We start from the raw sequence: 24,548 nt of genomic DNA, 5'->3' as shown, positions 1-24,548 counted from the left end.
GGGGCAAATGTTATGAGCCCGTGACCCGAAAGTGCCGCAAACACACCGACGCCCGACGCCTCAAGTCGGGCCGTCGGGCGTCGGGGCAGGGTTCGTCAGGTGACGGCGGCCAACGAGTACTGCTTGGCCCAGGCGACTTCCATCGTCGCGCCGGCGGCTATGTCCGGCCCCATGGTGTCCAGCTGGATGCACAAGTGCATGGCGCCCGGCGGGAACTGCGACTTGTTGGTCGAGGTGAATAGCGGCACCCCGTCCACGTAGGTAGTGATCTGCGTGGATGTCCACTTCACCGCGTAGGTGTGCCACTGAGTCGCGTCGACCGCCACGCTGGCCCTGATCTGTTTGTTGGACGGGCCGTAGTGCAGAACCGAGTTCACCGTCTGGCGCGTCGGGTCGTCCCACATCTCCATGAAGTCGACTTCGCCGCCCTTGGGCCAGTTTTCGGCGTCGGGCCACAGCAGCAGAACCGGGTCGTAGTTGGCCGCGCCGGCGGGAACGCGCAGACGCACCTCCCAGCCGCCGTACTTCTGGCCCGGCGTCCACGCGATGCCCTCGTCATTCCCCTGCGCGTCGCCGGTGATCGTCATCGTCCCGTTCGAGAACGACAGCGCAGACGGCGTGCGGGTGCCTTCCGGATACGTCCCGGTGTAGACGACGAACTGCGACAGCACCGAGGCGTCGGTGAAGTTGACCGTGCGTGACGGCGCTCCCCAGGTGGCGGGACCGGTGCGTGGCGCCGCCGTTCCGGTTGCCGGGGCGGCGGTCCTGGCCGCCGTGGCCAAGGAGGTCTGAACTTGCTTGAAGAATGCGTTGACCGCAGCGGTCACCATGGCCACCGGGTTGGGCAGCGGCGACTTCACCGGCGTGGCGGTCTTGGCGACGGGGGTGGCGTTGGCCGGCGAGGCGCTCGCCTGCGTCGAGCTGGTCAGCGCAGCGGGGCGAACAGTCGGCGTGGCGGCTGATCGCGTGCCCGAGGTGGTGGTCGCGGCGGACTTGGCCGGCCGGGCCGAGTGACCGCTCGCGCTCGGGCCCGCCGCATTTCGGGGTGCCGAATGCGCGGACGGGGACGATCCCGATCCCGACGCGGTGTCCGCCGCGGCGGCGCCGGCCCCGGACAGCAGTGCCGCACCGATGCCGAGCGCCGCGACCGCACCGCCGGTCCATCCCGCACAGGTCGCCGGCGTGAAAGACTCTCGCCCCATGTTTCCCCCTACCCTGCTCGCGCGGCGCGGGGCGCCACACGGCGGTCACCCCGACACCGGCCCCTGTTGGCGCGACTTCGTCGCGCTACAAAGATAGCGCCAATTGACGCCGACAAAAGCCAACTCGCGGAATTCATTTGAGCCGACAACTTTTTCGAGTCGGTCAGGCGATCGACGCCAACGAATACTCTTTGACCCACGCCACCTGCATCTGCGCTCCGGCGGAGATGTCGGGGCCCAGCATGTCCAGCTGGATAGCCAGGTGCATCGGGCCGGGCGGGAACATCGAGGTGTCATTGGTGGTGAAGATCGGCGTGCCGTCGACATAGGTGGTGATCTCGGTGGGTGTCCACTTCACCGCGTAGGTGTGCCACTGCGTGGCGTCCACCTTCATGGTCGCGCCCGCCTGCTGATTGGTCGACGAGTAGTGCAGAACGGAGTTCACCGCCTGCCGGGACCCGTCGCCCCAGATCTCCATGAAGTCGATTTCGCCACCGGTAGGCCAATTTTCGGCGTCCGGCCACAGCAGCAGCACGGGGTCGTAGTTGGGTGCACCGGCGGGGATCTTGACCCGGACCTCCCACGCGCCGTACTTCTGACCCGGCCCCCAAGCGATCCCGGCGTCGTTGCCTGCCGCGTCGCCGGAGAGCGTCATGACGCCGTCGGCGAACGAGATCTGATTCGGTGTCCGATTGCCGTGCTGGGTCGCGCCGTTGTAGACCCACCAATCCGACAGCACCGACCAGTCGGTGAAGAACGCGGATCTCGTTGGCGTGCCCCATGTTCCGGTGCCTGGGTCGCCGGGCGGCGGAATCGTTCCGGTCACCTTGGCGGTGAGACTCGCCTTCGAGCCCCATCCCGGAACGAGCAGGCCCATCAGACCGTGATAGCGACCGGCCATGGCGTCGCTGACCGATGCGGTGAAGATGTCGCCGGTCGTCGGGTCGAAGCCCGACCCGGGTGTGTAGGTGAACTTGCCGGTGCCGTCGACCTCCACCGTCCCGTCGGCGGCGGTGCTGACGGTGTATTTCAGCGTGTCCCCGTCGGCGTCGCTGCCGATGACCTGTCCGGTGATCGTGCCGTCGCCGTTGATGACGTTCTTGGACGCGTCGTAATAGATCGTCGGCGTGCGGTTGAAGAATGTGACCTGGATCTGGCGGGCGAATGCGCTGAAGATGCTCAGTGGATTGGCCGCTGCCGCAGCGCTTTTGGTGGCCTTAGCCGACTCCGACGGTTGAGCCGCCGCCGTTGCCGAGGCGGTTGTTTGCGGCGCTGCCACCACCTTGACCCGCCGCCCGGTGGACCCGACTCCCGCCGCCGGCGCCGCGGTGCGCCGCGCGGCCACCGCTTTCTTCTGCGGGCCTCGCGTGGCAGCAGTGGTGCGCGACGACGGATTCGAATGGGCCGCACTGGACTGCGACGAAGCGGACGACCCACCGTCAGCTGCCGCGATCCCACATCCCACGGTGATCGACGCGCCGACTCCTACCGCCATCAGCGCCCCGGCCACCCAACCCGAGCACGGCAAACCAGAAACAGGACCCCGCATGTCGACCCCCCGATCCGACAACGCGAGCAGACCGCAAATCCCCAGGGCCCCCCCGCGAACTCCCGACATAGACGCGACTTACATCGCGTCGCACCTACATTAGGCGGGAGTGGGACGATCTCGTCTCAGATCAGGCAAATGTGAATGTGACGAAATCAGTCGAGCAGGACCGTCGCGAACATCCCGACCTCGGCGAAGCCCACCCGGGCGTAGGCCGCGCGTGCGACCTCGTTGAAGCTGTTGACGTACAGGCTGGCGATGCGCCCGCTGTTGACGACCGCGGCAGCCACGGCCGCCGTGCCCGCGGTGCCGAGCCCGTGGCCACGCCACTCCGGGTGCACCCACACGCCCTGTATCTGACCGACCACCGGAGACTGCGATCCCACCTCGGCCTTGAACACGACCTGGCCGTGCTCGAAACGGGCATAGGCGCGCCCCGCCGCGATCAGACTGGCGACCCGGCGCCGGTAGCCCCGACCGCCATCACCGATACGCGGGTCGATGCCGACCTCACCGATGAACATGTCGATGGCGGCGACCAGGTAGGCGTCGAGCTCGTCGACCCGCACGCGCCGCACCGCCGGGTCGATCCGGGACGACGGCGCCACCCCCAGCGCCATGAGTGGTTGACGGTCGCGGACGTCGCGGGCGGGTCCCCACGCGTGCTGCAGGCGGTCCCACATCGGTAGCACCAACTCGGCCCGCCCGACCAGAGACGAGCAGCGGCGCGCGGTGCTCATCGCCTTATCGGCGAATGCATGCAGGTCGGGCTGCGCACCGCGCAGCGGGATCAGGTTGGCCCCGGCGTAACACAGCGATTCGTCCGCGCGCCGGCGCGTCCACAGCTCTCCGCCGATCGCCTGCGGCTCCACCCCATGCTCGGCGACCCGCGCCGCCACCATGCAGGAGCCCACCGGATCGTCGGCGAGCACGCGGCCCACCGCCGCGGCATCGCGCGCCATTGAGACCCGTCGTTCGTCGACCAGACGAAACAGTGGCGGAGCCGACATGGGCGTTACTTTCTGCGGATCGACAACCCCGGCGGGTTACGCCATCAGCTTACGGTCACGACCGGCGAACCGCTGGCAGATGTATCCGTGCCGCGCTGGTCCTCGGCGAGTCTCATTGCCTCTTCAATCAGCGTCTCGACGATCTGCGCTTCCGGCACGGTCTTGATGACTTCGCCCTTGACGAAGATCTGTCCCTTGCCGTTGCCCGACGCCACGCCCAGGTCCGCCTCGCGGGCCTCGCCCGGACCGTTGACGACGCAGCCCATCACGGCCACCCGCAGCGGCACGTCGAGCCCGTCCAGACCGGCCGACACCGCGTTGGCCAACGTGTAGACGTCGACCTGAGCCCGGCCACACGACGGGCAGGACACGATCTCCAGACCGCGCGGTCGCAGATTCAGCGACTCCAGGATCTGGATGCCGACCTTGACCTCCTCGACCGGCGGTGCCGACAGCGAGACGCGGATCGTGTCGCCGATCCCCCGCGACAGCAGCGAACCGAAAGCGACCGCCGACTTGATCGTGCCCTGGAACGCCGGCCCCGCCTCGGTCACGCCGAGATGCAGTGGGTAGTCGCATTTTTCGGCCAGCTGCTCGTAGGCGGCGACCATGACGACGGGGTCGTTGTGCTTGACGCTGATCTTGATGTTGCCGAAGCCGTGCTCCTCGAACAGCGAGGCTTCCCACAGCGCGGACTCGACGAGCGCCTCCGGGGTGGCCTTGCCGTACTTCTCCAGGAACCGCTTGTCCAGTGAGCCGGCGTTGACCCCGATCCGGATCGGAATGCCGGCGGCGCCCGCGGCCTTGGCGACCTCGCCGACCCGCCCGTCGAACTCCTTGATGTTGCCGGGGTTGACGCGCACCGCCGCACAGCCTGCGTCGATCGCCGCGAAGATGTACTTGGGCTGGAAGTGGATGTCGGCGATCACCGGAATGTTGCTGTGCTTGGCGATCTCGGACAGCGCGTCGGCGTCTTCCTGGCGCGGGCACGCCACCCGGACGATGTCGCAGCCCGCGGCCGTCAGCTCGGCGATCTGCTGCAACGTCGAGTTCACGTCATGGGTCTTGGTGGTGCACATCGACTGCACCGAGATCGGGTAGTCGCTGCCGACACCGACGTCGCGCACCATGAGCTGACGGGTCTGTCGGCGCGGCGCCAACACGGGCGCCGGCGGGGCGGGCATGCCCAGGCCAATGGAAGTCACGTGGGTTCTCCTACTGGAACAGTCGGATCGGGTTGACCAGGTCGGCGGTGACGGTCAACAGCATGTAGCCGACCACCACGACGAGGATCACGTAGGTGGCGGGCATCAGCTTCAGGTAGTTGACCGGCGCCGCGGCGACTTTGCCGCGCGCCGATCGGACGAGATTGCGGATCTTCTCGAAGACCGCGATTGCGATGTGGCCGCCGTCGAACGGCAGCAGCGGAACCAGGTTGATCGCGCCGAGCACGAAGTTCAGCTGGGCCAGGAAGAACCAGAACGCCACCCACAGCCCGTGATCAACGGTGTCGCCGCCGATGATGCTGGCGCCCACAACGCTGATCGGGGTCTCGGGATCACGCTCGCCGCCGCCGATGGAGTGCACCAGCGCGCCGACCTTGGTCGGGATCTTCGCCAGCGACTTGCCCAGTTCGACGGCGAGATCACCGGTGAACGCGAACGTCGCGGGCACCGCCGACAGCGGGTTGTACTGCGTGGGGGCGAACACCTCGGGCGCGACGCCGATGGCGCCGACGGTGGTCGGCGCGGTCGCATCTTTGGAGGTCCACCGCTGCGTCGCGGTGACGTCGACGGTGGTGGTGAACTCGCGGGACTGCCCGTTCTCAACACGGTCGACGGTGAACACGGCGGGGCCGTTCACCTTGCGCACCGCGGCGACGAGCTCGTCGAAGGTGCCGACCCGGGCGTCGCCGACCTTTGTGATGACGTCGCCCTTCTTGATTCCCGCCAGTGCCGCCGGCCCTGGCCCGGTGCAGTCTCCGGCCTTGTCTTTGCTCACTTGCGGTGCGACACAAGCGGTTTCGCCAACCATCGCGTTCGTGGGCTGATGGAGATTCGGCAGGCCCCAGACGATGGCGATCCCGTAGATCAGCACCAGACCGATGATGAAGTTCATCGCCGGCCCGGCGAACAGCACCGCGACGCGCTTCCAGGTGTCCTGCCGGAACATCGCGTAGGGGCGCTCTTCTGGCGTGAGTTCCTCCACCGACGTCATGCCGGCGATATCGCAGAAGCCGCCGAGTGGGACGGCCTTGACGCCGTACTCGGTGGACCCGAGCTTGTTGGGCCGGTGCGTCGACCACAGGGTCGGTCCGAAGCCCACGAAGTAGCGGCGCACCTTCATCCCGGTGGCGCGCGCCACCCACATGTGGCCGCACTCGTGCAGCGCCACCGAGATGAGGATGCACAGTGCGAACAGCGCGATGCCGAGAACGAACATCATCGGATTGAAGCGACCTCCTGTGTGACGGCCTCGCGAGCCCGTTGCCGGGCCCAGCGCTGCGCGTCAAGTACTTCCTCCACGGTAGCTGGTTCGGCGACCCACTGGTCCGCAGCGTGCAGCACGTCGGCGATTGTTCGCACGATGGCCGGGAAGGTGATCTGGCCGTCGAGGAAGGCCGCGGCGGCCTCTTCATTGGCGGCGTTGTAGACCGCGGTCAGGCAGCCGCCGGTTGCTCCGGCGTGCCGGGCCAGGTCGACGGCCGGGAACACCGACGCGTCGAGCGGCTCGAACTCCCAGGTCGACGCCGTGGTGAAGTCGCAGGCCGCGGCCGCATTCGGCACCCTCGCCGGCCAGCCCAGCGCCAGCGAGATCGGCAGCTTCATATCCGGCGGGCTGGCCTGGGCAATCGTCGAGCCGTCGGTGAACGTGACCATCGAGTGCACGATCGACTGCGGATGCACCACGACCTCGATGCGGTCGTAGGGCACGCCGAACAGCAGGTGCGTCTCGATCAGCTCGAGACCCTTGTTGACCAGCGACGCCGAGTTCAGCGTGTTCATCGGGCCCATGTTCCAGGTGGGGTGGGCGCCGGCCTGCTCGGGTGTGACGGGCTCGAGTTGTGCGGCCGACCAGCCGCGGAACGGACCGCCCGAGGCGGTGAGCACCAGCTTGGCGACCTCATCGGCGGTGCCGGAGCGCAGGCACTGGGCCAGCGCCGAATGCTCGGAGTCGACGGGCACGATCTGGCCGGGCTGCGCTGCCTTGACGACCAGCGGTCCGCCCGCGACCAGGGATTCCTTATTGGCCAGCGCCAACCGTGCGCCGGTGGCCAGCGCGGCCAGGGTGGGCTCCAGTCCCAGCGCCCCGACCAGGGCGTTGAGCACGACGTCGGCCTCGGTTTCCTGTACCAGCCGGGTCACCGCATCGGGTCCGCTGTACGTGACGTCCCCGACTTTCTCGGCCGCGGCCGGGTCGGCGACGGCGATGTTGGTCACGCCGGTCTCGGCGCGCTGCCGAGCCAGCAGGTCCGGGTTCCCGCCGCCGGCGGCCAGACCGACGACATCAAAGCGGTCCGGGTTCTCGGCGATGACCTCCAGCGCCTGGGTTCCGATGGAACCGGTACTGCCCAGGATCAGGACCCGGAGACGGTTGGCGGGGCTCACCCAACAATTGTGCCGCGTGTGACTGGGTGCTTTGAAGCAAGAAGACGGATGTGACACATGTGTGACACGGACCCGTCCCGACCGATCCTCGGCGTAGGGGCTTCCGAATTGCCTGTGCGTTGCCAAACCGGTCGGGGACCAACCGGAACAGATCCACACGACAAGGGAGTCATCTATGGCATTTCACCGCACCGTACTGAGCGCCGCCGGGCTGACGGCGGCCGCCGTACTCTTCGCCGGCTGCTCGTCCACCAGTACGACGGCCGAGTCGTCGACCACCAGCGCGGCGGCCACCACCAGCACCACCACGACCACGTCGGCGGCGGCAGCACCGGCCGGCTCGCTGGTCGGCCCCGGCTGCGCGAGCTACGCCGAGCAGGTGCCGACGGGGCCGGGTTCGGTCGCCGGCATGTCGAAGGACCCGGTGACGGTGGCGGCGAGCAACAACCCGCTGCTGAAGACCTTGACGTCGGCGCTGACGGGCAAGCTCAACCCGAACGTCAACTTGGTCCAGACCCTCGACAGCGGCCAGTTCACGGTCTTCGCTCCCACCGACGACGCGTTCGCCAAGATCGATCCCGCCACCATCGAGAAGCTCAAGACCGATTCGAACCTGTTGACCTCGATCCTGACCTACCACGTGGTTCCGGCGCAGGCGAGTCCCGCTCAGGTCGTGGGAGAGCACAAGACCGTCCAGGGTGCGACCGTCACCGTGACCGGGTCGGGTAACGACCTGAAGGTCAACGACGCGAAGGTCGTCTGCGGCGGTGTCCAGACCGCGAACGCGACCGTCTACCTCATCGACACGGTGTTGATGCCCCCTGCCCAGTGATCCTGCCCATTCACGCGACGACCACAACACATCCCGAATGGTGCGCTGAACCTCTTCCAGCGCAACGCTTTACGAAAGGAATGATCGAATGTCGATGAAGATGTCCAAGAAGGCGGGCTCGCTGGCCGGTCTCACCGCAGCCACGGCTTTCGGCCTGTCGGTGGCGCTGAGCCCCGTCGCCGTCGCCGACAATCACAGCGGTCCGGTCGGGCCGGGTTGCGCGGCGTATGCCCAGCAGGTGCCCACCGGCCCCGGTTCAATCAGTGGCATGTCCATGGCGCCGGTAGCCGTTGCGGCGTCCAACAATCCGATGCTGACCACACTGACGGCGGCGTTGTCCGGCAAGCTGAACCCGGAGGTGAACCTCGTCGACACCCTCAACGGCGGTCAGTTCACCGTGTTCGCGCCGACGGACGACGCCTTCGCAAAGATCGACCCGGCCACCATCGATGCGCTCAAGACCAATAAGGACTTGCTGACCTCGATCCTGACCTACCACGTGGTTCCCGGCCAGGCCGCACCCAACAAGGTGGTGGGCACCCACACGACGGTCCAGGGCCAGGAGCTGACCGTCACCGGTTCGGGCGATCACCTTCAGGTCAACGGGGCCAACGTGGTGTGCGGTGGAGTGCGCACCGCCAACGCGACGGTGTACCTGATCGACACGGTGCTGATGCCGCCGGCGCAGTAGGCTGGCGGGACCCGCACGTCAGCCGGCGTCGTCGATCGACAACTCCGGCGGCGTGCGGGTCAATCCCCGGGTCAGCACCAGCAGGTAGACGATGCCGATGCCTAGCCAGCTCAGGCCCAGGATGAGGGCCTTCTCGTCGAGCTGGGTCAGCAGGTAGACGTCGATGATGACGCCCGCGGCCGGCAGCAGGACGTAGCGCCACGGGTTGAGGCGGTCAGAGCGGTGGCGGGCGAAGTAACCGATGACGGCGACGTTCACCAGAGCGAACGCGGTGAACGCGCCGAAGTTGATGAACGACGTCGAAGTGGCCACGTCGAGGAAGATCGCGGCCAGCCCGATGATGCCGACGAGCACGATGTTGGCCGCCGGGGTGTGGAATCGCTCGAGGATCATCGCGAACATCCGTCGCGGCAGCACACCATCACGACCCATCGCATAGAGCAGCCGCGACACCGCGGCCTGGGCCGCGAGCCCGGAGGTGAACTGGCCGAGGATGAGCGCCGCCAGGAACACCGCACCGAACAGGCTGCCGCCGATGGTCTTGGCGATGTCTTCGGCCAGCGAGTCGACGTTGTCGAACGTGCCGCCCGGCGAGACCAATGTGACGAAGTACGAGACGACCACGAAGATCGCACCGCCGATCAACGCGACCAACACGATCGCCCGCGGGATCGTCTTCTCCGCGTCGTAGGTCTCCTCGGTCAGCGTGCTCACCGCGTCGAAACCCAGGAACGAGTACGCGGAGACGGCGGCACCGGCCGCGATCGCGGCGAAGCCGCCCGCGCCCGTGAAAGGTGTTGTGGAGACCAGTGTTTCAGAGTGGGAGACCAGATGCGCGATCGAGAGCGCGACGAAGATGGCGAGGATGAGCAGTTGGAAGGTCATCAACACGAAGTTGGTGCGGTCGGCGACCTTGAGCCCGATGATGTTGAGCGTCGAGGTGATGAGGATGAACGCGACGATCCACACCCAGAACGGCACCCCGGGGAACTCACCGGACAGATACGCCCCGCCGATGAGCCAGATCACCAGCGGCAGGAACAGGTAGTCCAACAAGATCGCCCAGCCGACAACGAATCCCAGCCGGGCGTCGAGCGACTTGCGGACATAGGTGTAGGCCGAGCCCGAGACGGGATAGTGCTTGGCCATCAATCCATAGCTCAGGGCGGTGAACAACATCGCCACGGTCGCCAGCAGGTAGGAGCCGGCGCTGGCGCCGTTGGACTTCTCGGCGATCACGCCGAAGATGCCGAGAACGATGATCGGCGCCATGTACGCCAGACCGAAGAGCACGACCGAGTGCAGCTTCAGGGTCTTCTGCAAGCCGTGATGATGCTCAGTGGTCACGCTTCCCCATTCCCGGAGACGGCAGCATAGAAACATGCCCACACTGCTGTGGTTCCGCCGCGACCTGCGCCTGCACGATCTACCCCCATTGCTGGAGGCCGCCGCCGACGGGAACGAGGTCCTCGCCTGCTTCGTACTGGATCCGCGGCTGGAGAAGTCGTCGGGCCCCCGACGCCTGCAGTTCCTCGGCGATTCCCTGCGCGCACTCTCCGACGCCCTCGACGGCCGGCTGCTGATCACCCGCGGGCGACCCGAGGAACGAATCCCGCTGTTGTGCAAGCAGATCGATGCCACCGAGGTGCATGTCTCGGCCGATTTCAGCCCGTTCGGCGTGCGTCGCGACGAGGCGGTGAAGGCCGCTCTGACCGAGGCCGGAGCGACGTTGCAGCCGACCGGCTCGCCGTATCTCGTCGCGCCGGGCCGAGTCACCAAGGACGACGGAACCCCGTACAAGGTGTTCACTCCGTTCCTCGCCAAGTGGCGTGAGGTCGGCTGGCGCAAACCCGCACCCTCGGCGTCGGCGACGGTGAACTGGATCGACCCCGCGGGGCTGGCGCCGAAGCTGCGGGTCGAGGCCCCCGACCCGGGCGCCGACCTGGATCTCGCAGCCGGTGAGGCCGCGGCGCTGGCCGGCTGGGCGGAATTCGTCGACTCGGGCCTGGGTGACTACACCGAGGACCGCAACCGTCCGGACAAGCCGGGCACCAGCCGGATGTCGGCGCATTTGAAGTTCGGCACGATCCATCCGCGGACAATGGCCGCCGATTTGAGCTTTCGCGCTCAGGGTCCGGCCACGTATCTGCGCGAGCTGGCGTTCCGCGACTTCTACGCCGCGGTGCTCGACCGGTGGCCGGACAGCGCCTGGTGGAACTGGAACCGCAACTTCGACGCCATCGAGGTCGACACCGGGCCGGAGGCCAAGAAGGCGTTCGAAGCCTGGAAGGAGGGCCGCACCGGATTTCCGATCGTCGATGCGGGGATGCGCCAGCTGCGCGACTCGGGCTTCGTGCACAACCGGGTGCGGATGATCGTGGCGTCGTTTCTGGTCAAGGATCTGCACCTGCCGTGGCAGTGGGGCGCACAGTGGTTTCTCGAGCAGCTGGTCGACGGGGACATGGCCAACAATCAGCACGGCTGGCAGTGGTGTGCGGGCTCCGGCACCGACGCGGCGCCGTACTTCCGGGTGTTCAACCCGACCACGCAGGGGCAGAAGTTCGACCCCAACGGCGACTACGTGCGGCGCTGGGTGCCGGAGCTGGCCGATGTCGACGACGTCCACAAACTCAAAGGCGGCCCGCCGCCCGGTTACCCGGAGCCGATCGTGGACCACGCCGCGGAGCGCGCCGAGGCGTTGCGCCGCTACAGCCAGATCGGCTGAGCCCGCGCTGACGGCATGTGCCAGAATTACCGGCAGTTGCCGTCGCTAGACAGGAGCCGCAATGGTCAGCACCGAGGTGGAGCGCTACACAGAGGTCGATCCGGCCGACGTACCCTCGGCCGCCTGGGGTTGGAGCAAGATCAACCCGCGCACCTGGCACGCGCTCGGCATCTTCGTCACGCTGTTCCTGCTGGCGATGCTGAAGGGTAATCACGTCGGCCACGTCGAGGATTACGTGCTGATCGTCTTCGCGGTCCTGGTGTTCGGTGCGACCGTCCGCGACTGGTGGGGCCGTCGCCGCGGCTGGATCCGCTAAGAACCTTCTGCCGAGATCGACGTTTTGCGGCGATCTTCTCGCACTTTTCGTGCGAAACGTCGGTATGGGCGAGTTGGTGGGCAGTTAGCCGCTTGCGGCCAGCTGACCGCAGGCCGCCGCGATCTCCCGTCCGCGGGTGTCGCGCACCGTGCACGACACGCCCTGCGCCCGAACCCGCCGGACGAACTCGCGTTCCACCGGCTTAGGGCTGGCATCCCACTCGCTGCCCGGGGTCGGGTTGAGCGGAATCAGGTTCACGTGCGCCAGCGGTCCGAGCGCTTGGTGCAGCTTCTTGCCCAGTAGATCGGCGCGCCACGGTTGGTCGTTGACGTCGCGGATCAGCGCGTACTCGATCGACACCCGCCGGCCGGTCTGGTCGGCGTAGTAGCGCGCGGCGTCCAGCACTTCGCTGACCTTCCAGCGGTTGTTCACCGGCACGAGGGTGTCGCGCAGTTCGTCGTCGGGCGTGTGCAGCGACAGCGCCAGCGTCACCCCGAGGTGTTCGTCGGCGAGTTTGCGGATGGCCGGCGCCAGCCCGACGGTCGACACCGTCACCGACCGCGCCGAGATCCCGAAGCCCTCCGGCGCCGCGGCGGTGATGCGCCGCACCGCGGCCAGCACCCGGTTGTAGTTGGCCAGCGGCTCGCCCATGCCCATGAACACGACGTTCGACAGGCGATCGCCGAACTCGTCGCGCAGCGTCACCGCCGCCGCCCGCACCTGCTCGAGGATCTCCGCGGTGCTCAGGTTGCGGGTCAGCCCGCCCTGGCCGGTCGCGCAGAACGGGCACGCCATGCCGCAGCCGGCCTGCGACGAGATGCAGACGGTGTTGCGGTTCGGGTAGCGCATCAGCACCGACTCGAAGGTGGTGCCATCGTGGGCGCGCCACAACGTCTTTCGGGTCTCCCCCTTGTCGCACTCGATCTCGCGGGCCACCGACAGCAGCTTCGGGAAGAGTGCGTCGGCGCATGCGTCGCGGACTGCGGCGGGCAGGTCGGTCATCTGCTGCGGATCGGCCAGCAGCCGCCCGTAGTACTGCTGCGCCAACTGCTTGGCCCGAAATGCCGGCAGCCCGAGCTCGGCCACCGCGGCCGCGCGGCCATCGGCGTCGAGGTCGGCAAGATGCCGCGGCGGTAACCCACGCCGCGGTGCCTCGAAGACCAGCTCTTGTTTCATCATGTCCAGTATCCCGGACGCAGGAGCTACACCAGCAGCGTCAGCACGATCCACCCGGCGACCGCCGACGGCAACATCGCGTCGATGCGGTCCATGATCCCGCCGTGGCCCGGCAGCAACGTCCCCATGTCCTTGATGCCCAGGTCGCGTTTGACCTGCGACTCGACCAGATCCCCGAGCACGCCGGTGATCACCAGCATCAGCCCGAGCGGCAGGCCGACCCAGGCCGGCTTGTGCAGCAGGAAGGTGACGGAAAGCACGGCCGCGGTGATACCGAACAGCAGTGAGCCGCCGAGGCCCTCCCACGATTTCTTGGGGCTGATCGCCGGGGCCAGCAGATGCTTACCGAACAGCACGCCGGCGATGTAGCCGCCGATGTCGGCGAAGACGACGGTGGCGATGACGATGAAGACCCGGACGCCGCCGTGGTCCTGGAAGATCAACAGCGAGGTGAAGCTCGCGAACAGCGGCACCCAGGTGGCCAGCAGCACCGTCGCGGCGATGTCGCGCAGGTAGTTGACCGGCTGCTCGCGCAGACCCTGGCCGACCAGGCGCCACACCATCGACACCACGATCGTGCCGCCGTAGGCACCGAGTGTCCCCGCCACTCCCCACGGCCAGGCCAGCCAGATCATCGCCTGGCCACCGAGCAGCAGCGGGACGACGGGCATCGCGTAACCGTGCTCGCGCAGCTGGCGCACCACTTCATGGGTGGCGATCGCGATCGCGATGGCCAGCAGCGGCAACCACCATTTCGGCGCGAACAGCAGGCTGCCGATCGCCATCGAGCCGAGCACGACGCCGACGGCGATCGCAGCGGGCAGGTCACGCCCGGCGCGCGAGCTCTTGGGCGCTGGCTGCGCGGCCGCGCCGCCGGTTTCGGTTTCCGCCACTTCGATGCGTTGCTGAAAGGTGGCTACACCTCCAGCAATTCGCCTTCCTTGTGCTTGACCAGCTCGTCGATCTGACCGACGTAGGTGGCGGTGGCCTTGTCCAGGTCCTTCTCCGCGCGACCGACCTCGTCCTCGCCGGCCTCGCCGTCCTTGCGGATGCGGTGCAGTTCCTCCATGGCGCGGCGGCGCACGTTGCGCACCGACACCTTGGCGTCCTCACCCTTGGACTTGGCCTGCTTGACCAGATCGCGGCGGCGTTCCTCGGTCAGCTGAGGGATCGACACCCGAATGATGTTGCCGTCGTTGGTGGGGTTCACACCCAGATCCGAGTTGCGGATCGCGTCCTCGATGGCGCGGAGCTGCGAGGCCTCGTAAGGCTTGATGACGACCATCCGCGCCTCGGGCACGTTCACGCTCGACAGTTGCGTGATCGGCGTCGGTGAACCGTAGTAGTCGACGACGACGCGCGCGAACATGCCGGGGTTGGCGCGTCCGGTTCGGATGGACGCCAAGTCGTCGCGGGCCACCGCGACGGCCTTCTCCATCTTCTCTTCGGCGTCGAAGAGCGCCTCTTCGATCATGTAGTGGTCCTCCTCAGCCGCTGACCAGAGTTCCGATCTTCTCACCTGCGACCGCCCGGGCGATATTCCCGTCGGTGAGCAGGTTGAAGACCAGGATCGGCATGCCGTTGTCCATGCACAAGCTGAACGCCGTCGCGTCGGCCACCTGCAGGCCGCGATCGATGACCTCGCGGTGGGTGATCTCGGTGAGCATCTGCGCATCCGGGTCCTGGCGCGGGTCGGCGGTGAAGACGCCGTCGACCGCCTTGGCCATCAACACGATGTCGGCGCGGATCTCCAGGGCGCGCTGCGCGGCGGTGGTGTCGGTGGAGAAGTAGGGCAAGCCGATGCCGGCGCCGAAGATGACGACCCGGCCCTTCTCGAGGTGGCGCACCGCGCGCAGCGGGATGTACGGCTCGGCGACCTGGCCCATGGTGATGGCGGTCTGCACTCGGGTGACGATGCCTTCCTTCTCCAGGAAGTCTTGCAGCGCAAGGCTGTTCATCACCGTGCCGAGCATGCCCATGTAGTCCGAGCGGGTGCGTTCCATGCCGCGCTGCTGCAGCTGTGCACCGCGGAAGAAGTTGCCGCCGCCGATCACGACCGCGACCTGCACGCCGCTGCGCACCACCTCCGCGATCTGGCGGGCGACCAGTGCGACGACGTCGGGATCGAGCCCGACCGAGCCGCCGCCGAACATCTCCCCACCGAGCTTGAGCAGCACCCGCCGATACTGCGGGCGGATCTCCCGCGAAGGCGTCGCCTTGGCACCGTTGCTGCTGGCCGTCTCCCCCATCAGACTCCTCGGACTAGTCGGATTCCTGGCATGAGAGTGCCATCCCGGCGACATTCGGGACGGCACTTCCATCCTGCCTCATCGCGCCAACTGCCGATTTCCCGGGTTGTGCCTGGTGCGCACGTCACCACAGCACAGCGATACCCGCCGCGGCGAACGATAAGACCCCGACCGAGGCGAAGACCGCACGCGGCACGGGCTCGCCGGTGCGGCGCTGGCGGGCGTTGCCCATTCCGAGTAGACCGCCGATCACCACGAGGATGGCCAGCTTGACCCCAATTTTTGGATAGTTCAAGACAATTCCGGCCGGCCACGGCGCGGCCAGCGCCACACCGGTGAGCAGTGAGATCAGCAGGCCGTAGTCCATCAACCTGGTGGTGCGAAAGCGTCGAGCCGCCGCCTCGGCCGCCCAGGCGCCGAACGTGACGGCGAACCCGACGATGTGCACCAGCACAACTACGTGACGTAGTAGTTCCATGTCGGTGAGACTACGACACCCGGCTCTCAGCCGAGATGAGCTTGAAGCAACCAGGCCGGCATCGACTTGCGGCCCTTCGGTTCGTCGCGCAGATCCCCGCCGGCGAACTCGACCATGTGCGCCATCTCTTCTGGCACGTTCGCATGGATGCGCGCGGGCCGAATGTCGTCGATCACCCAATACGGTTCGACGGCGGCGCGCAGCTCGTCGTCGGTCACCGGATGCGCGGGCCCGTTGGCGGGCATCGCTCGGGCGTCGAAGACCAGGACGAAGTAGGACGCCCCGGGGGCGGCCGCGCGCACGATCGAGCGCTGATAACCGTCGCGGAGCTCCACCGGCATCGAATGGAACAGCGTCGAGTCGACGATCGTGCCGAATCTGCCGTCGTAGCCGCCGAAGTCGCTGATATCGGCGACCTCGAAGCTGGCGTTGGCCAGGCCACGCTTGGCGGCCTCGGCGCGGGCGAGCTCGATCGCCGTGGGCGAAAGATCAAGGCCGACGGTGGTGAAGCCGCGTTCGGCGAGATACATCGAGACCGCCGCCTCCCCGCACCCGGCGTCGAGGACGTCGCCGTGGAACTTGCCCTGCTCAATCAGTGCGGCGATTTCGGGTTGAGGTTCATCGATGCTCCACGGCGGACGAAAGCCCGCGAACTCCGGAGCCGACTGCCGGTAGGCCGTATCGAAGAGATCTTCTGGCGTCATACTCCACGACTATCAACGAAGTTGATATATGTCAATATACTTGACATGGGTGCAGGTCACGACGAGCCGCTGGGCTACCTGCTGCACCGAGTGGCCTCCGCGCTGCGCGCCGAAGTGAGCTCCGCCGCCCTCGAACCAGCCGGCCTCTCGTTCCCGCAATACATCTGCATGCGGATCCTGTCCCGCTTCCCCGACCGCTCGAACGCCGAACTGGCCCGCGACACCGGAGTCTCGCCGCAGGCGATGAACATGGTCCTGCGCAGCCTGGAGGAACGCGGGCTGGTCACCCGCCCGGACACCGTGGCATCGGGACGCTCGCTGCCCGCGAAGCTGACCCGCTCGGGTGTGGAGCTGTTGGAGCGCACCGACACCGGCGTACGCGCGGCCGAGCAGCGGCTGATGGTCGACCTGTCCCCCGAGCAGCGGCGAGAATTCCGAACGATTCTCGCCGCCCTCAGGTCACGCTGATCAGCCGCTGGCTGCCTCAGTGATGGCCGTGGCACGCCTTCGGCGGTGACGGCGGCAGGTCCAGCGCGGGGTTACCGTCGAAGAAGCCGATCGGCTTCAGATGGAAACCCACGTACGCGCACGGCATCACCGGCCAGTCCTCCGGCCGGACGATGTGGTGAGCGCCGAGGGTGTACCACAGCACCACGTCGGTGTCGTCCAGCGGAGCGTCGTCGGCGACGAACTCCGGCAGCCCCTGGGCGTCCGCCGACTGATACATGTAGTCGCCGGCGGCGAACTTCTCCGCCGGGTCGTACTTCGTCACCCACAGGTTGTGCTGGACGAATTTCGCCCGGTCGTAGATGTAGGAGCCTTCCTGCACCATTACCGGAACGATCTCTCGCGGCACCAGCTTGTAGGCCACCGGGCTGCCGAGTTCGTTCTTCTTGGACGGGTTGGTGACCTTCCAGTACCGGCCGGTGTTCCAGTTCCAGTCCCGGGCGCCTTCGGCTTCCGAGGCGACCAGCGTGTCCTTGGTGATCCAGGCGTTCTTGTGCGGGTTGAGCTCCGGATCGGGTTCCACAACCGAATCCACCTCGTAGACACTGTTTTTCGCACCGTCGACGGTCATGTCGAGTCGGAAGTTGAAGAAGTGCTGGTGGTTCGGACCGTAGATGCCCGGGGCGACGAGCTTGCCCCACCGCGGCGACTCCCCTTCCTCGACCGCACCGGTGGTGAGCACGCCGGAGAGTTTGACCTCGACCTCGATCGACGCGTCGTTGTAGAAATACCAAAAGAATCCGTACTCGTAGTTGCCCACGGTGCAGATCATCGACACGACGAGCCGCCGTGAGCGCCGGACCTCGACCTCACCGGTACGGAAATCCGTGTGTTTCCAGGAGATTCCGTAATCCTCCTCGTGCATACAGATCGCGTTCGGGATCGTCACCGCGTTGCCGTCGGAATCGTTGACGGTGCCATCGAAGTAGAAGATCTCGCCCAGGCAGTCGCAGCCCAAGGTCAGCGGGTTTGCCGAGAACCCCATGCCCACTTCACCCATATCGAACACGTTCTTGTTCCAGTGGGTCGGTGACGTGTCGCCGTAGGGCACCACCATTTCCGAGAGCGATCCCCGGTACAGGATGGGACGGGTCTCACCCCGGTCGGTATAGGTCACCTCGTGAATCGTCAATCCCTCGCGCGGGTTGAAGCCGACACGCAGAGACCACTTCTGCCACTGCACCTTCCAGCCGTCGACGGTGAAACTCGGCCCGTCCGGCTGGGTGATCTCGATGGTCTTGACATCGTCACGAAACTCGGTGAACGCGGGCCGGTTGTCGGCGTCGAACATGAACTGCGCCGAGTAGTTGCCCGCCTTGGGCGGCAGCGGAACGACGCCGTGGTCCTCGACGTCGAGCACCGTCATGGTGTCGAGGTCGAACGTGACGATCACCCCTTCGACCGGGCGCGCGTAACCGTGCTCGGAAGGCGCGGCTCGCATGAACGTCAGCGGCCGGCAGATCAGCGGTGAGTTCTCGTAATGGTCCTGCGCACCGTAATAGCCCGCGGGCCAGGGATCGATCATGGCCAGGTCGAAGTCGGTGATGCCCCGCTTGCGCATTGCTTCCTGCCACCGCGGATCGGCGCGGACGACCTCCTCCACGCCCGTCATGTGCTCGACCAGATACGACGGGAAACGCCCGGGAATCGCCGTCCAGGACTCCACCACCCGGGCGCCGATGTCGACGACCGATTCGTAGACCAGCTTGGCCGCGGCGTCGTACATGGTGCAAAACGCGCGCCGCGGCACATCGGTCAGCGACTCGAAGGTCAACTGCTCGTTCTTGTCCGGCTCGGCGAGCTGGATCATCACGAACTTCAGTGTCGCAGTGGCATAGTCGGACTCTTTGACGATCGCGGCCGCCGCCTGGATTTCGGCCCCGCTGAGGGGGTCCAGAGGGTAACCGGCACGGTCATCGGTCGTTGCCGTGCTCAGCACGGTGCTGTCCATGGTCATTCGAGCTAAACCGCCTCAGGGCTTGGTGTTTCGGATTTCTTGAGATCCAGCACGGCCAGATGGGCCAGTGCGTCTTCGGAGCTCATCTTGTGCGCCGATCGCCGGCCGAAGATGTAGACGATGACGCCGAGGGCGAACATGCCCGCCGCGATGCTGCCGGTCCACATCATCCAGGTGCTGTCGGGCACATCCTTGATCCACGACTTGGCGAACGAGTAGTACACGCCTCCGAGCGTGCCCAGCGTGCCGATGGTGACCGTGATCCAGACGCCGACCATGCCGCCCGGGATGCGCCAGAACTTCTCGGCCGCATAGCGATCGGCGTACTTCTCTCGGGCCAGGATGACCGGGAACAGGAAGAAGAACCCGGAGATCAGCCAGGCGATGGACAGACCGCCCTGCAGGAACACCGTGACGTTGGCCATGCTGCTCTGCGAGTACAGCCCCACGATCAACAGCGAGGAGAGCACACCCTGAATCAGCACCGCGGTGACGGGGTTGCGCGTACGCGGGTTGAGGTGGGTGAAGATGCGCGGCAGGTGACGCTCTAAGCCGGAGACGAAGATCAGCCGCGAATAGGTGACCTGGTAGCTCATCAAGGCCACGAACACGATGCAGGCCAGCACAACGGCAGCCACTTCCATCACGCCCTTGGGCGCAGCAGTGCCGAGCATCCCGATGACGCCGGTGACCGGATCGACCTGATCGGCCGGCAGCACCATCACGGTGCCGAGGGTGGTGAGCAGGTAGATCAGGATCAGCGCAATCGATCCGTACACCACCATCTTCGGACCGCTCTTACGTACCGAGAGGAACTCCGCACCCATGTTGTACGGCGTCTCGACACCGACCAGATAGAGCAGCACGGTGCCGTACAGGAAGCCGGCGCCGGCGAAGTCGGGCACCAGCGCGGCGTGCGCGGTGAACGGCTGGGCCGAACCGTTGCGGAACGCATAGATGACGCCGGAGATGAAGATGACGGCGGTCAGCGCCCAGTAGACGACGAAGACGGTATTCATGATGCGTTGGTTGGCAGCGAGTTTCGCCAGCGCCAAGCCGATGACGGCCCACAGCAGCGCCACCTGCAGGATGATCGACAGCGTCAGGCCCAGTTCGGCGTGGAACGCCAGCAGCAGGAACTGCAGGATGATCGCGGGTGAGGATGCGGAGTTGAGTACCACCGGAATCCACGACAGGTAGCCGCCGATGAATCCCCAGGTTTCGCCCATGGTTCGGGTTGCCCAGATGTAGACACCACCTTCCCCGGGCCACAGGTTGCCGAGTTCGGCGACCGCCATACCGGCGGGGATCAGGAAGGTGAGGATGCCGAGTATCCACATCGGGATCGCGGTCCAGCCGCCGGCCGCCATGATCGACGAGCCGGTGATCCAGCAGATGATGAAGACGTAGGTGGCGGTGAGGCCGAAGGTCGTCATCACCTTCGGCAGCACCTGCTCGGGGACGAGCTCTGTGGTGAGCAGCTTGTCACGCCCAGCAGACGCCGGCGCGTCCATTTGTTGCGTCATACGTGTTTACTCCCAATCCTTGTGGATCAGTTGATGATTTGTCCGTCTCTCATCCGGACGACACGGCTCGCTTCATCGGCCACCGTGGGATCGTGGGTGCTGGCGACTACCCTCACGCCCAGCGTCGAGCACAGGTCACGCAGAATGCGCACCACCGTCTCCCCCGTGCGGTGGTCCAGGTTCGCAGTCGGTTCGTCGGCCAGTACGAGCGTCGGGTTGCTGATCAGTGACCGCGCGATCGCGGTGCGCTGCTGCTCGCCGCCCGACATCTTGGTCGGCTGGTGGTGCACCCGGTGGCTCAGGCCGACCAGGTCGAGAAGTTCCAGCGCCCGCTGGCGCAACGCCTTGCGGTCGTAGGGTTCGAACATCAGTGGCAGCTCGACGTTTTCCACCGCGGACAGGAACGGGATCAGGTTGTAGCTCTGGAAGATGAACCCGATGGTGTCGTGCCGCAATGCCGCGAACTGGCTTTCGGTGAGCCGGGCGGTGTCGCGGCCGGCGATCAGCACCGAGCCCTTCGTCGGGCGGTCCAGGCCGCCGATGATGTTCAGCAGCGTGGACTTGCCGCTTCCGCTGGGTCCCATCAAGCAGACGAATTCGCCTGGCATGACGGTCAATTCAGCGGCTATCAGCGCTTTGACGACTTCGTCGCCGAGCTTGTGCAGCTTCCAGACATCGCTGATCTCGATCACCGGCGATGGGTCGGTCACCGATGCGACGTCGGGAAGGGCATCTTCGACTGCGGTCATGTCTAACCTCCGGTCGACAGGGAGTGGACGGGGGGACGCGACGCCGCGTTCCACGTGGGTATGACACTGGTCGCCAAGGCGGCGACGATGCTGACGGCGACGGCGATCACCGCACCGAATCCGAGGCCGGTCGCCGAGACGCCGGTGGGCACCAGACCGAGTGCGCCCAGTGCGACGGCGGCCACGGCCGCCAGCACCACGCCGACCAGCGCGCCGAGGGTGGCCGCCACCGCCGGTTCGACCAGCAGCGCGGCGATGACGGGCCGGCGCGGCACGCCGGTGGCGCCGAGCACCCCGAGTTCGCGGGTGCGGTGCGCGATCGTGCGGGTGGTGGCCACGGCGACTTCGACGACACCGACGAGCAGCACTGTGATCGCGATCAGGATGACGGCACGGCCGATCTCACTGGCGTGGCCGAGTGAGGCCGACTGTTCTCCGATGCCCGCGGACATCCCGAAGACGATCACCACGAGGAACGCGCCCGTCGCGGTGGTGACGATCGGCAGCACCATCTCGCGAACCCGCCGTCGCGCCGAAAGCCATCCGTAGGAGAGTCCGAACGTCATCATCAGCGAGCTCCAAGCAGGTCGACCGGACGGTTTTGAAGGAGGCGGTGCACGGGTATCAGCGCGCCGACAATCGACATCGCGGGTAGGAACCCCGCGACCATCCCGGCTGCCTGCAGCCAGGCCACCGGAGTGGCGATGCCCGGAATCACCAGCCACACAGCGATTCCCGCAGTCAATACACCCACCGCATAGGCGGCCACGAACACCACCGCGGATTCCACGAGGAAGAAATAGAGCACCTCGTCGGCCAGGCCGATGCTGGACATGATGCCGAATTCCCGCCGGCGTTCCTGCACGGCCGCGAGGAAGGACGACACCGCGATGATGAAGCCGAGGACCAAGCCGATGATCGAGATGATGCCCAGCGTCGAACTGGTCACCTTGCCGGAGAACAGTGCCGAGAATTTCTGGTCGAATGTCAGCGGGCCGGTTCCGCCCACCGTGTCGTAGATCAGTCCGGCGCCGGCGGGATCGGGCTTCACCGATGGATCGGAGGTCGACCGCAGACCGACGGCATCACCGAATGTCGTGCCGAGACTGCGGCTCTTCTCCTGGCCGGCCGGTGCGAAGACCGTCCACCAGCCGTTGCTGCCCACCACCGACTGCGCCAGTGGCGCCGGCACCGTGACGGACTCCCCCTGCCCACGCACCCGCACCGCGAGACTCTGTCCGCCAACGGTGATTCGGTCGCCGTCGCGCAGGCCGAGGCGCTGCGCTACCCCGGCCCCCAAAGTGGCTTCACCGGTTGGATTTTCGTCATTGCCCCGTAACGAGACGGGAGTCCCGTTGATGTCGGTGACCCCCGACAGGGTCTTGATCGCCCGCCACCCCTCAGGGGCGTCGATCACCGGGGCCGGACCGTCGGCCACGAGGGCCTGCACGGTGCTGTCGTAGTGCACCCCGGCAGCGGGCACCGCCCACAGCTGTGCCCCACCGATCACGTCGGTCACCGAATCGGCGCCGGTGATGGCGAAACTCGACGAGATCGTGCGCACCACCGTCACACACGTGATCGCCAGCGCAATACCAAGGACCGACAACACAAATCGCTCCGGCCGTCGACGGATGTTCGCCCAGGCGAACCGGAGCAGACGCACGAACGTCTTGTTCCCGGAAGCAGGGGCGATCACCGATGGCCGCGAAATCGTTGTGGAGGAAGAGGTTTCCACATCGAAAATATTCGGCGTGCACTGTTTCGGCCACCGAATCCGTGGATGTCACTCGAGTTACGTGAGCACCCGAGCTGTTAAATCAAGGTGTCTGCGAGCGTTGCTGCGCGTTGTCGATGCGCGGCCACGGCTGTGCCGCCTCGAGTTCGTAGGCCAGCTCGAGCAGCCTGCGTTCATGCCCGATCGGGCCGGCCAGCATCATGCCCATCGGCATACCGGACGCCGATTGGGCCAGCGGCAACGAGATTGCGGGCTCACCGGTGGCGTTCTGCAGCGGCGTGAATGCCACCCAGTCGATCAGTCGGTCGATGATCTGCTGGTAGTCCGCGGTGGGGTCCAGGTGCCCGATCCGAGGCGTTTCCTCGGCCAGCGTGGGCATCAGGATCACGTCGTAGGTTTGATAGAGCCGATCGGTGACGCGCCGCAGCCTGCGCAGGCGGGTGATCGCGATCGGCAACTTGTGCAGGTTGCGGCTGGCGTACCGATCGAGACCGAGAGTGAGGTTGTCCAGCTTGGTCTTGTCGAAACTGGCCCCGAACGTCCGCTGCCCGGTGCGCACCAGCGTCATCGCCAACAGTGCCCAGTACAAGAGGAAGTCGTCCAGGAAGTAGCGCGGCACCGGCGGCTGGTCGAGGTATTCGACGTTATGGCCAAGGCCGGCAAGCACTTCCGCGGTCTTGAGGGTGGCGTCGCGGACGCTCGGCGCGGCCTGCCGCAGCACCGACTGGGTCACGACGGCGACGCGCAGCCGGGTAGTACCGGGCCCGGTGACCGCGCCGATGGGTGGCAGCTTGCGGTTGCGCCACACGCGCTCGGCTTCACGGTAGAACGCTGCGGTGTCGCGCACGCTGCGGGTCAGCACACCGTCGTTGACGATGCGCACCGGCATCTGCCGGGTCATCTTATCCAGCGGCAGCCGACCGCGAGAGGGCTTGAGGCCCACCAAGCCGTTGCAGGCGGCGGGAATTCGGATGGACCCACCGCCGTCGTTGGCATGGGCGATGGGCACCACGCCGGCGGCTACGAAGGCACCCGAGCCCGACGAGGACGCCCCGGCGGTGAAGTCGGTGTCCCAGGGGTTGCGGACCGCCCCCAGCCGCGGATGCTCCGCTGAGGCACTGAACCCGAATTCCGAGAGCTGGGTCTTGCCCAGCGGCACCAGACCGAGAGCCAGATAGAGGCTGGCGAACTCACCGTGCGCGGGCTGAGGGCGCGGCTGCCAGGCGTCCGTGCCCTGCATCGTCGGCATGCCGTCGACGTCGACGTTGTCCTTGATATAGGTGGGGACGCCGTCGAAGAAGCCGCTGCCACCCGCGTACGCGCGCGCCAGCGCCCGCTCGAAGGTCTCATGCGCGAGCCCGTTGAGGATCGGGTTGACCCGCTCGGTGCGGGCAATGGCGGCCTCGACCAATTCGGGGCGGGAGACCTTGCCGGTGCGGAGGGCGTCGACCAGGGCCACGGCGTCCAGGGTGCCGAGCGCGTCGTCGCGGTAGGCGTTCACATGCTGCATTCCGTCGACGCTAGCAGGCAC

The 24,548-nt window shown here is 66.7% G+C and carries 24 protein-coding genes; 5 read left to right on the top strand and 19 right to left on the bottom strand.

The window, feature by feature from the left end; genetic code table 11:
* Positions 1 to 95: 95 nt before the first annotated feature.
* The 6 genes from K0O64_RS10655 to dxr all read right to left on the bottom strand — a co-directional run bounded on the left by K0O64_RS10655 (position 96) and on the right by dxr (position 7,369).
* Complete coding sequence (locus K0O64_RS10655) at positions 96 to 1,202, bottom strand: glycoside hydrolase family 16 protein (RefSeq protein ID WP_225933679.1); 1,107 nt, start codon at positions 1,200 to 1,202, stop codon at positions 96 to 98.
* A gap of 163 nt (positions 1,203 to 1,365) precedes the next feature.
* Positions 1,366 to 2,697 (bottom strand): family 16 glycosylhydrolase, encoded by a 1,332-nt coding sequence (locus K0O64_RS10650; RefSeq protein WP_220046356.1) that lies wholly within the window; start codon positions 2,695 to 2,697, stop codon positions 1,366 to 1,368.
* A 209-nt stretch (positions 2,698 to 2,906) separates the two neighbouring features.
* A complete protein-coding gene (locus tag K0O64_RS10645) occupies positions 2,907 to 3,761 on the bottom strand; it encodes a GNAT family N-acetyltransferase (protein ID WP_096311101.1) in 855 nt (284 codons plus the stop codon).
* Positions 3,762 to 3,805: 44 nt separating this feature from the next.
* Complete coding sequence (gene ispG, locus K0O64_RS10640; protein WP_164520193.1) at positions 3,806 to 4,945, bottom strand: flavodoxin-dependent (E)-4-hydroxy-3-methylbut-2-enyl-diphosphate synthase; 1,140 nt, start codon at positions 4,943 to 4,945, stop codon at positions 3,806 to 3,808.
* Between the two features lie 31 nt (positions 4,946 to 4,976).
* Complete coding sequence (locus K0O64_RS10635) at positions 4,977 to 6,206, bottom strand: M50 family metallopeptidase (RefSeq protein WP_096311100.1); 1,230 nt, start codon at positions 6,204 to 6,206, stop codon at positions 4,977 to 4,979.
* Entirely contained in the window at positions 6,203 to 7,369 is a 1,167-nt protein-coding gene (dxr, locus tag K0O64_RS10630) for a 1-deoxy-D-xylulose-5-phosphate reductoisomerase (RefSeq protein WP_096311099.1), read from the bottom strand. Before dxr ends, K0O64_RS10635 begins: the two co-directional genes overlap by 4 nt.
* Before the next feature lie 175 nt (positions 7,370 to 7,544).
* Between dxr and K0O64_RS10625 the strand changes: the two genes are divergently transcribed.
* Both K0O64_RS10625 and K0O64_RS10620 read left to right on the top strand, forming a co-directional pair.
* On the top strand, positions 7,545 to 8,201 hold the full coding sequence (locus tag K0O64_RS10625; protein WP_096311098.1) for a fasciclin domain-containing protein: 657 nt from the start codon (positions 7,545 to 7,547) through the stop codon (positions 8,199 to 8,201).
* 94 nt (positions 8,202 to 8,295) lie between these two features.
* The gene (locus K0O64_RS10620) at positions 8,296 to 8,892 is read left to right on the top strand and encodes a fasciclin domain-containing protein (RefSeq protein WP_396931991.1); all 597 of its coding nucleotides are present in this window, start codon (positions 8,296 to 8,298) and stop codon (positions 8,890 to 8,892) included.
* Positions 8,893 to 8,910: 18 nt separating this feature from the next.
* On the opposite strand, the gene K0O64_RS10615 is transcribed toward K0O64_RS10620, so the two are convergent.
* Positions 8,911 to 10,239 carry an APC family permease gene (locus tag K0O64_RS10615; protein ID WP_225933678.1) on the bottom strand — a complete coding sequence of 443 codons (1,329 nt, stop codon included), beginning with the start codon at positions 10,237 to 10,239 and terminating at the stop codon, positions 8,911 to 8,913.
* 34 nt (positions 10,240 to 10,273) lie between these two features.
* Between K0O64_RS10615 and K0O64_RS10610 the strand changes: the two genes are divergently transcribed.
* Positions 10,274 to 11,617 (top strand): cryptochrome/photolyase family protein, encoded by a 1,344-nt coding sequence (locus K0O64_RS10610; protein ID WP_220046355.1) that lies wholly within the window; start codon positions 10,274 to 10,276, stop codon positions 11,615 to 11,617.
* A gap of 61 nt (positions 11,618 to 11,678) precedes the next feature.
* Positions 11,679 to 11,933 carry a DUF2631 domain-containing protein gene (locus K0O64_RS10605; protein WP_071946092.1) on the top strand — a complete coding sequence of 85 codons (255 nt, stop codon included), beginning with the start codon at positions 11,679 to 11,681 and terminating at the stop codon, positions 11,931 to 11,933.
* Positions 11,934 to 12,017: 84 nt separating this feature from the next.
* Here the strand turns inward: K0O64_RS10605 and rlmN are convergent, their stop codons facing one another.
* The 6 genes from rlmN to K0O64_RS10575 form a co-directional block, all read right to left on the bottom strand.
* On the bottom strand, positions 12,018 to 13,109 hold the full coding sequence (gene rlmN, locus K0O64_RS10600) for a dual-specificity RNA methyltransferase RlmN (RefSeq protein WP_220046354.1): 1,092 nt from the start codon (positions 13,107 to 13,109) through the stop codon (positions 12,018 to 12,020).
* Between the two features lie 26 nt (positions 13,110 to 13,135).
* Positions 13,136 to 14,002 (bottom strand): phosphatidate cytidylyltransferase, encoded by an 867-nt coding sequence (locus K0O64_RS10595; RefSeq protein WP_220046353.1) that lies wholly within the window; start codon positions 14,000 to 14,002, stop codon positions 13,136 to 13,138.
* Between the two features lie 23 nt (positions 14,003 to 14,025).
* Entirely contained in the window at positions 14,026 to 14,583 is a 558-nt protein-coding gene (gene frr, locus K0O64_RS10590) for a ribosome recycling factor (protein ID WP_071946101.1), read from the bottom strand.
* Between the two features lie 13 nt (positions 14,584 to 14,596).
* Positions 14,597 to 15,358, bottom strand: a complete 762-nt coding sequence (gene pyrH / locus K0O64_RS10585; RefSeq protein WP_220046352.1) for a UMP kinase — start codon at positions 15,356 to 15,358, stop codon at positions 14,597 to 14,599.
* Positions 15,359 to 15,482: 124 nt separating this feature from the next.
* The gene (locus K0O64_RS10580; RefSeq protein WP_220046351.1) at positions 15,483 to 15,836 is read right to left on the bottom strand and encodes a Fe-S protein; all 354 of its coding nucleotides are present in this window, start codon (positions 15,834 to 15,836) and stop codon (positions 15,483 to 15,485) included.
* Positions 15,837 to 15,862: 26 nt separating this feature from the next.
* On the bottom strand, positions 15,863 to 16,540 hold the full coding sequence (locus K0O64_RS10575; RefSeq protein ID WP_220046350.1) for a class I SAM-dependent methyltransferase: 678 nt from the start codon (positions 16,538 to 16,540) through the stop codon (positions 15,863 to 15,865).
* Between the two features lie 45 nt (positions 16,541 to 16,585).
* On the opposite strand from K0O64_RS10575, the gene K0O64_RS10570 reads away from it, so the two are divergent.
* On the top strand, positions 16,586 to 17,008 hold the full coding sequence (locus K0O64_RS10570; protein ID WP_220046349.1) for a MarR family winged helix-turn-helix transcriptional regulator: 423 nt from the start codon (positions 16,586 to 16,588) through the stop codon (positions 17,006 to 17,008).
* Positions 17,009 to 17,024: 16 nt separating this feature from the next.
* Here the strand turns inward: K0O64_RS10570 and K0O64_RS10565 are convergent, their stop codons facing one another.
* The 6 genes from K0O64_RS10565 to K0O64_RS10540 all read right to left on the bottom strand — a co-directional run bounded on the left by K0O64_RS10565 (position 17,025) and on the right by K0O64_RS10540 (position 24,527).
* Positions 17,025 to 19,004, bottom strand: coding sequence for a primary-amine oxidase (locus K0O64_RS10565; RefSeq protein ID WP_220046348.1), 1,980 nt, complete (start codon positions 19,002 to 19,004; stop codon positions 17,025 to 17,027).
* 5 nt (positions 19,005 to 19,009) lie between these two features.
* Entirely contained in the window at positions 19,010 to 20,530 is a 1,521-nt protein-coding gene (locus K0O64_RS10560) for an APC family permease (protein ID WP_220046347.1), read from the bottom strand.
* A 26-nt stretch (positions 20,531 to 20,556) separates the two neighbouring features.
* Positions 20,557 to 21,279 (bottom strand): ABC transporter ATP-binding protein, encoded by a 723-nt coding sequence (locus K0O64_RS10555; protein ID WP_220046346.1) that lies wholly within the window; start codon positions 21,277 to 21,279, stop codon positions 20,557 to 20,559.
* A gap of 2 nt (positions 21,280 to 21,281) precedes the next feature.
* Complete coding sequence (locus K0O64_RS10550) at positions 21,282 to 21,848, bottom strand: FtsX-like permease family protein (protein ID WP_220046345.1); 567 nt, start codon at positions 21,846 to 21,848, stop codon at positions 21,282 to 21,284.
* Positions 21,848 to 23,017: an FtsX-like permease family protein gene (locus K0O64_RS10545; protein ID WP_220046344.1), complete on the bottom strand. Its 1,170-nt coding sequence runs from the start codon at positions 23,015 to 23,017 to the stop codon at positions 21,848 to 21,850. Before K0O64_RS10545 ends, K0O64_RS10550 begins: the two co-directional genes overlap by 1 nt.
* 82 nt (positions 23,018 to 23,099) lie before the next feature.
* On the bottom strand, positions 23,100 to 24,527 hold the full coding sequence (locus tag K0O64_RS10540; protein WP_096311086.1) for an amidase: 1,428 nt from the start codon (positions 24,525 to 24,527) through the stop codon (positions 23,100 to 23,102).
* Positions 24,528 to 24,548: the final 21 nt, after the last annotated feature.

It is taken from the genome of Mycolicibacterium pallens (assembly GCF_019456675.1).
GTDB lineage: Bacteria > Actinomycetota > Actinomycetes > Mycobacteriales > Mycobacteriaceae > Mycobacterium > Mycobacterium crocinum.
The sequence above is the reverse complement of the archived record's forward strand: the minus strand, read 5'-3'. Positions and strand labels throughout refer to the sequence as shown.

Bases quoted from the DNA above. Each gene is read 5' to 3' on its own strand.
- K0O64_RS10655 (WP_225933679.1), bottom strand. From the start codon at position 1,202: ATGGGGCGAGAGTCTTTCACGCCGGCGACCTGTGCGGGATGGACCGGC.
- K0O64_RS10650 (WP_220046356.1), bottom strand. From the start codon at position 2,697: ATGGCGGTAGGAGTCGGCGCGTCGATCACCGTGGGATGTGGGATCGCG.
- K0O64_RS10645 (WP_096311101.1), bottom strand. From the start codon at position 3,761: ATGTCGGCTCCGCCACTGTTTCGTCTGGTCGACGAACGACGGGTCTCA.
- ispG (WP_164520193.1), bottom strand. From the start codon at position 4,945: ATGCCCGCCCCGCCGGCGCCCGTGTTGGCGCCGCGCCGACAGACCCGT.
- K0O64_RS10635 (WP_096311100.1), bottom strand. From the start codon at position 6,206: ATGATGTTCGTTCTCGGCATCGCGCTGTTCGCACTGTGCATCCTCATC.
- K0O64_RS10625 (WP_096311098.1), top strand. From the start codon at position 7,545: ATGGCATTTCACCGCACCGTACTGAGCGCCGCCGGGCTGACGGCGGCC.
- K0O64_RS10620 (WP_396931991.1), top strand. From the start codon at position 8,296: ATGAAGATGTCCAAGAAGGCGGGCTCGCTGGCCGGTCTCACCGCAGCC.
- K0O64_RS10610 (WP_220046355.1), top strand. From the start codon at position 10,274: ATGCCCACACTGCTGTGGTTCCGCCGCGACCTGCGCCTGCACGATCTA.
- K0O64_RS10605 (WP_071946092.1), top strand. From the start codon at position 11,679: ATGGTCAGCACCGAGGTGGAGCGCTACACAGAGGTCGATCCGGCCGAC.
- rlmN (WP_220046354.1), bottom strand. From the start codon at position 13,109: ATGAAACAAGAGCTGGTCTTCGAGGCACCGCGGCGTGGGTTACCGCCG.
- frr (WP_071946101.1), bottom strand. From the start codon at position 14,583: ATGATCGAAGAGGCGCTCTTCGACGCCGAAGAGAAGATGGAGAAGGCC.
- pyrH (WP_220046352.1), bottom strand. From the start codon at position 15,358: ATGGGGGAGACGGCCAGCAGCAACGGTGCCAAGGCGACGCCTTCGCGG.
- K0O64_RS10580 (WP_220046351.1), bottom strand. From the start codon at position 15,836: ATGGAACTACTACGTCACGTAGTTGTGCTGGTGCACATCGTCGGGTTC.
- K0O64_RS10575 (WP_220046350.1), bottom strand. From the start codon at position 16,540: ATGACGCCAGAAGATCTCTTCGATACGGCCTACCGGCAGTCGGCTCCG.
- K0O64_RS10570 (WP_220046349.1), top strand. From the start codon at position 16,586: ATGGGTGCAGGTCACGACGAGCCGCTGGGCTACCTGCTGCACCGAGTG.
- K0O64_RS10565 (WP_220046348.1), bottom strand. From the start codon at position 19,004: ATGACCATGGACAGCACCGTGCTGAGCACGGCAACGACCGATGACCGT.
- K0O64_RS10560 (WP_220046347.1), bottom strand. From the start codon at position 20,530: ATGACGCAACAAATGGACGCGCCGGCGTCTGCTGGGCGTGACAAGCTG.
- K0O64_RS10555 (WP_220046346.1), bottom strand. From the start codon at position 21,279: ATGACCGCAGTCGAAGATGCCCTTCCCGACGTCGCATCGGTGACCGAC.
- K0O64_RS10550 (WP_220046345.1), bottom strand. From the start codon at position 21,848: ATGATGACGTTCGGACTCTCCTACGGATGGCTTTCGGCGCGACGGCGG.
- K0O64_RS10540 (WP_096311086.1), bottom strand. From the start codon at position 24,527: ATGCAGCATGTGAACGCCTACCGCGACGACGCGCTCGGCACCCTGGAC.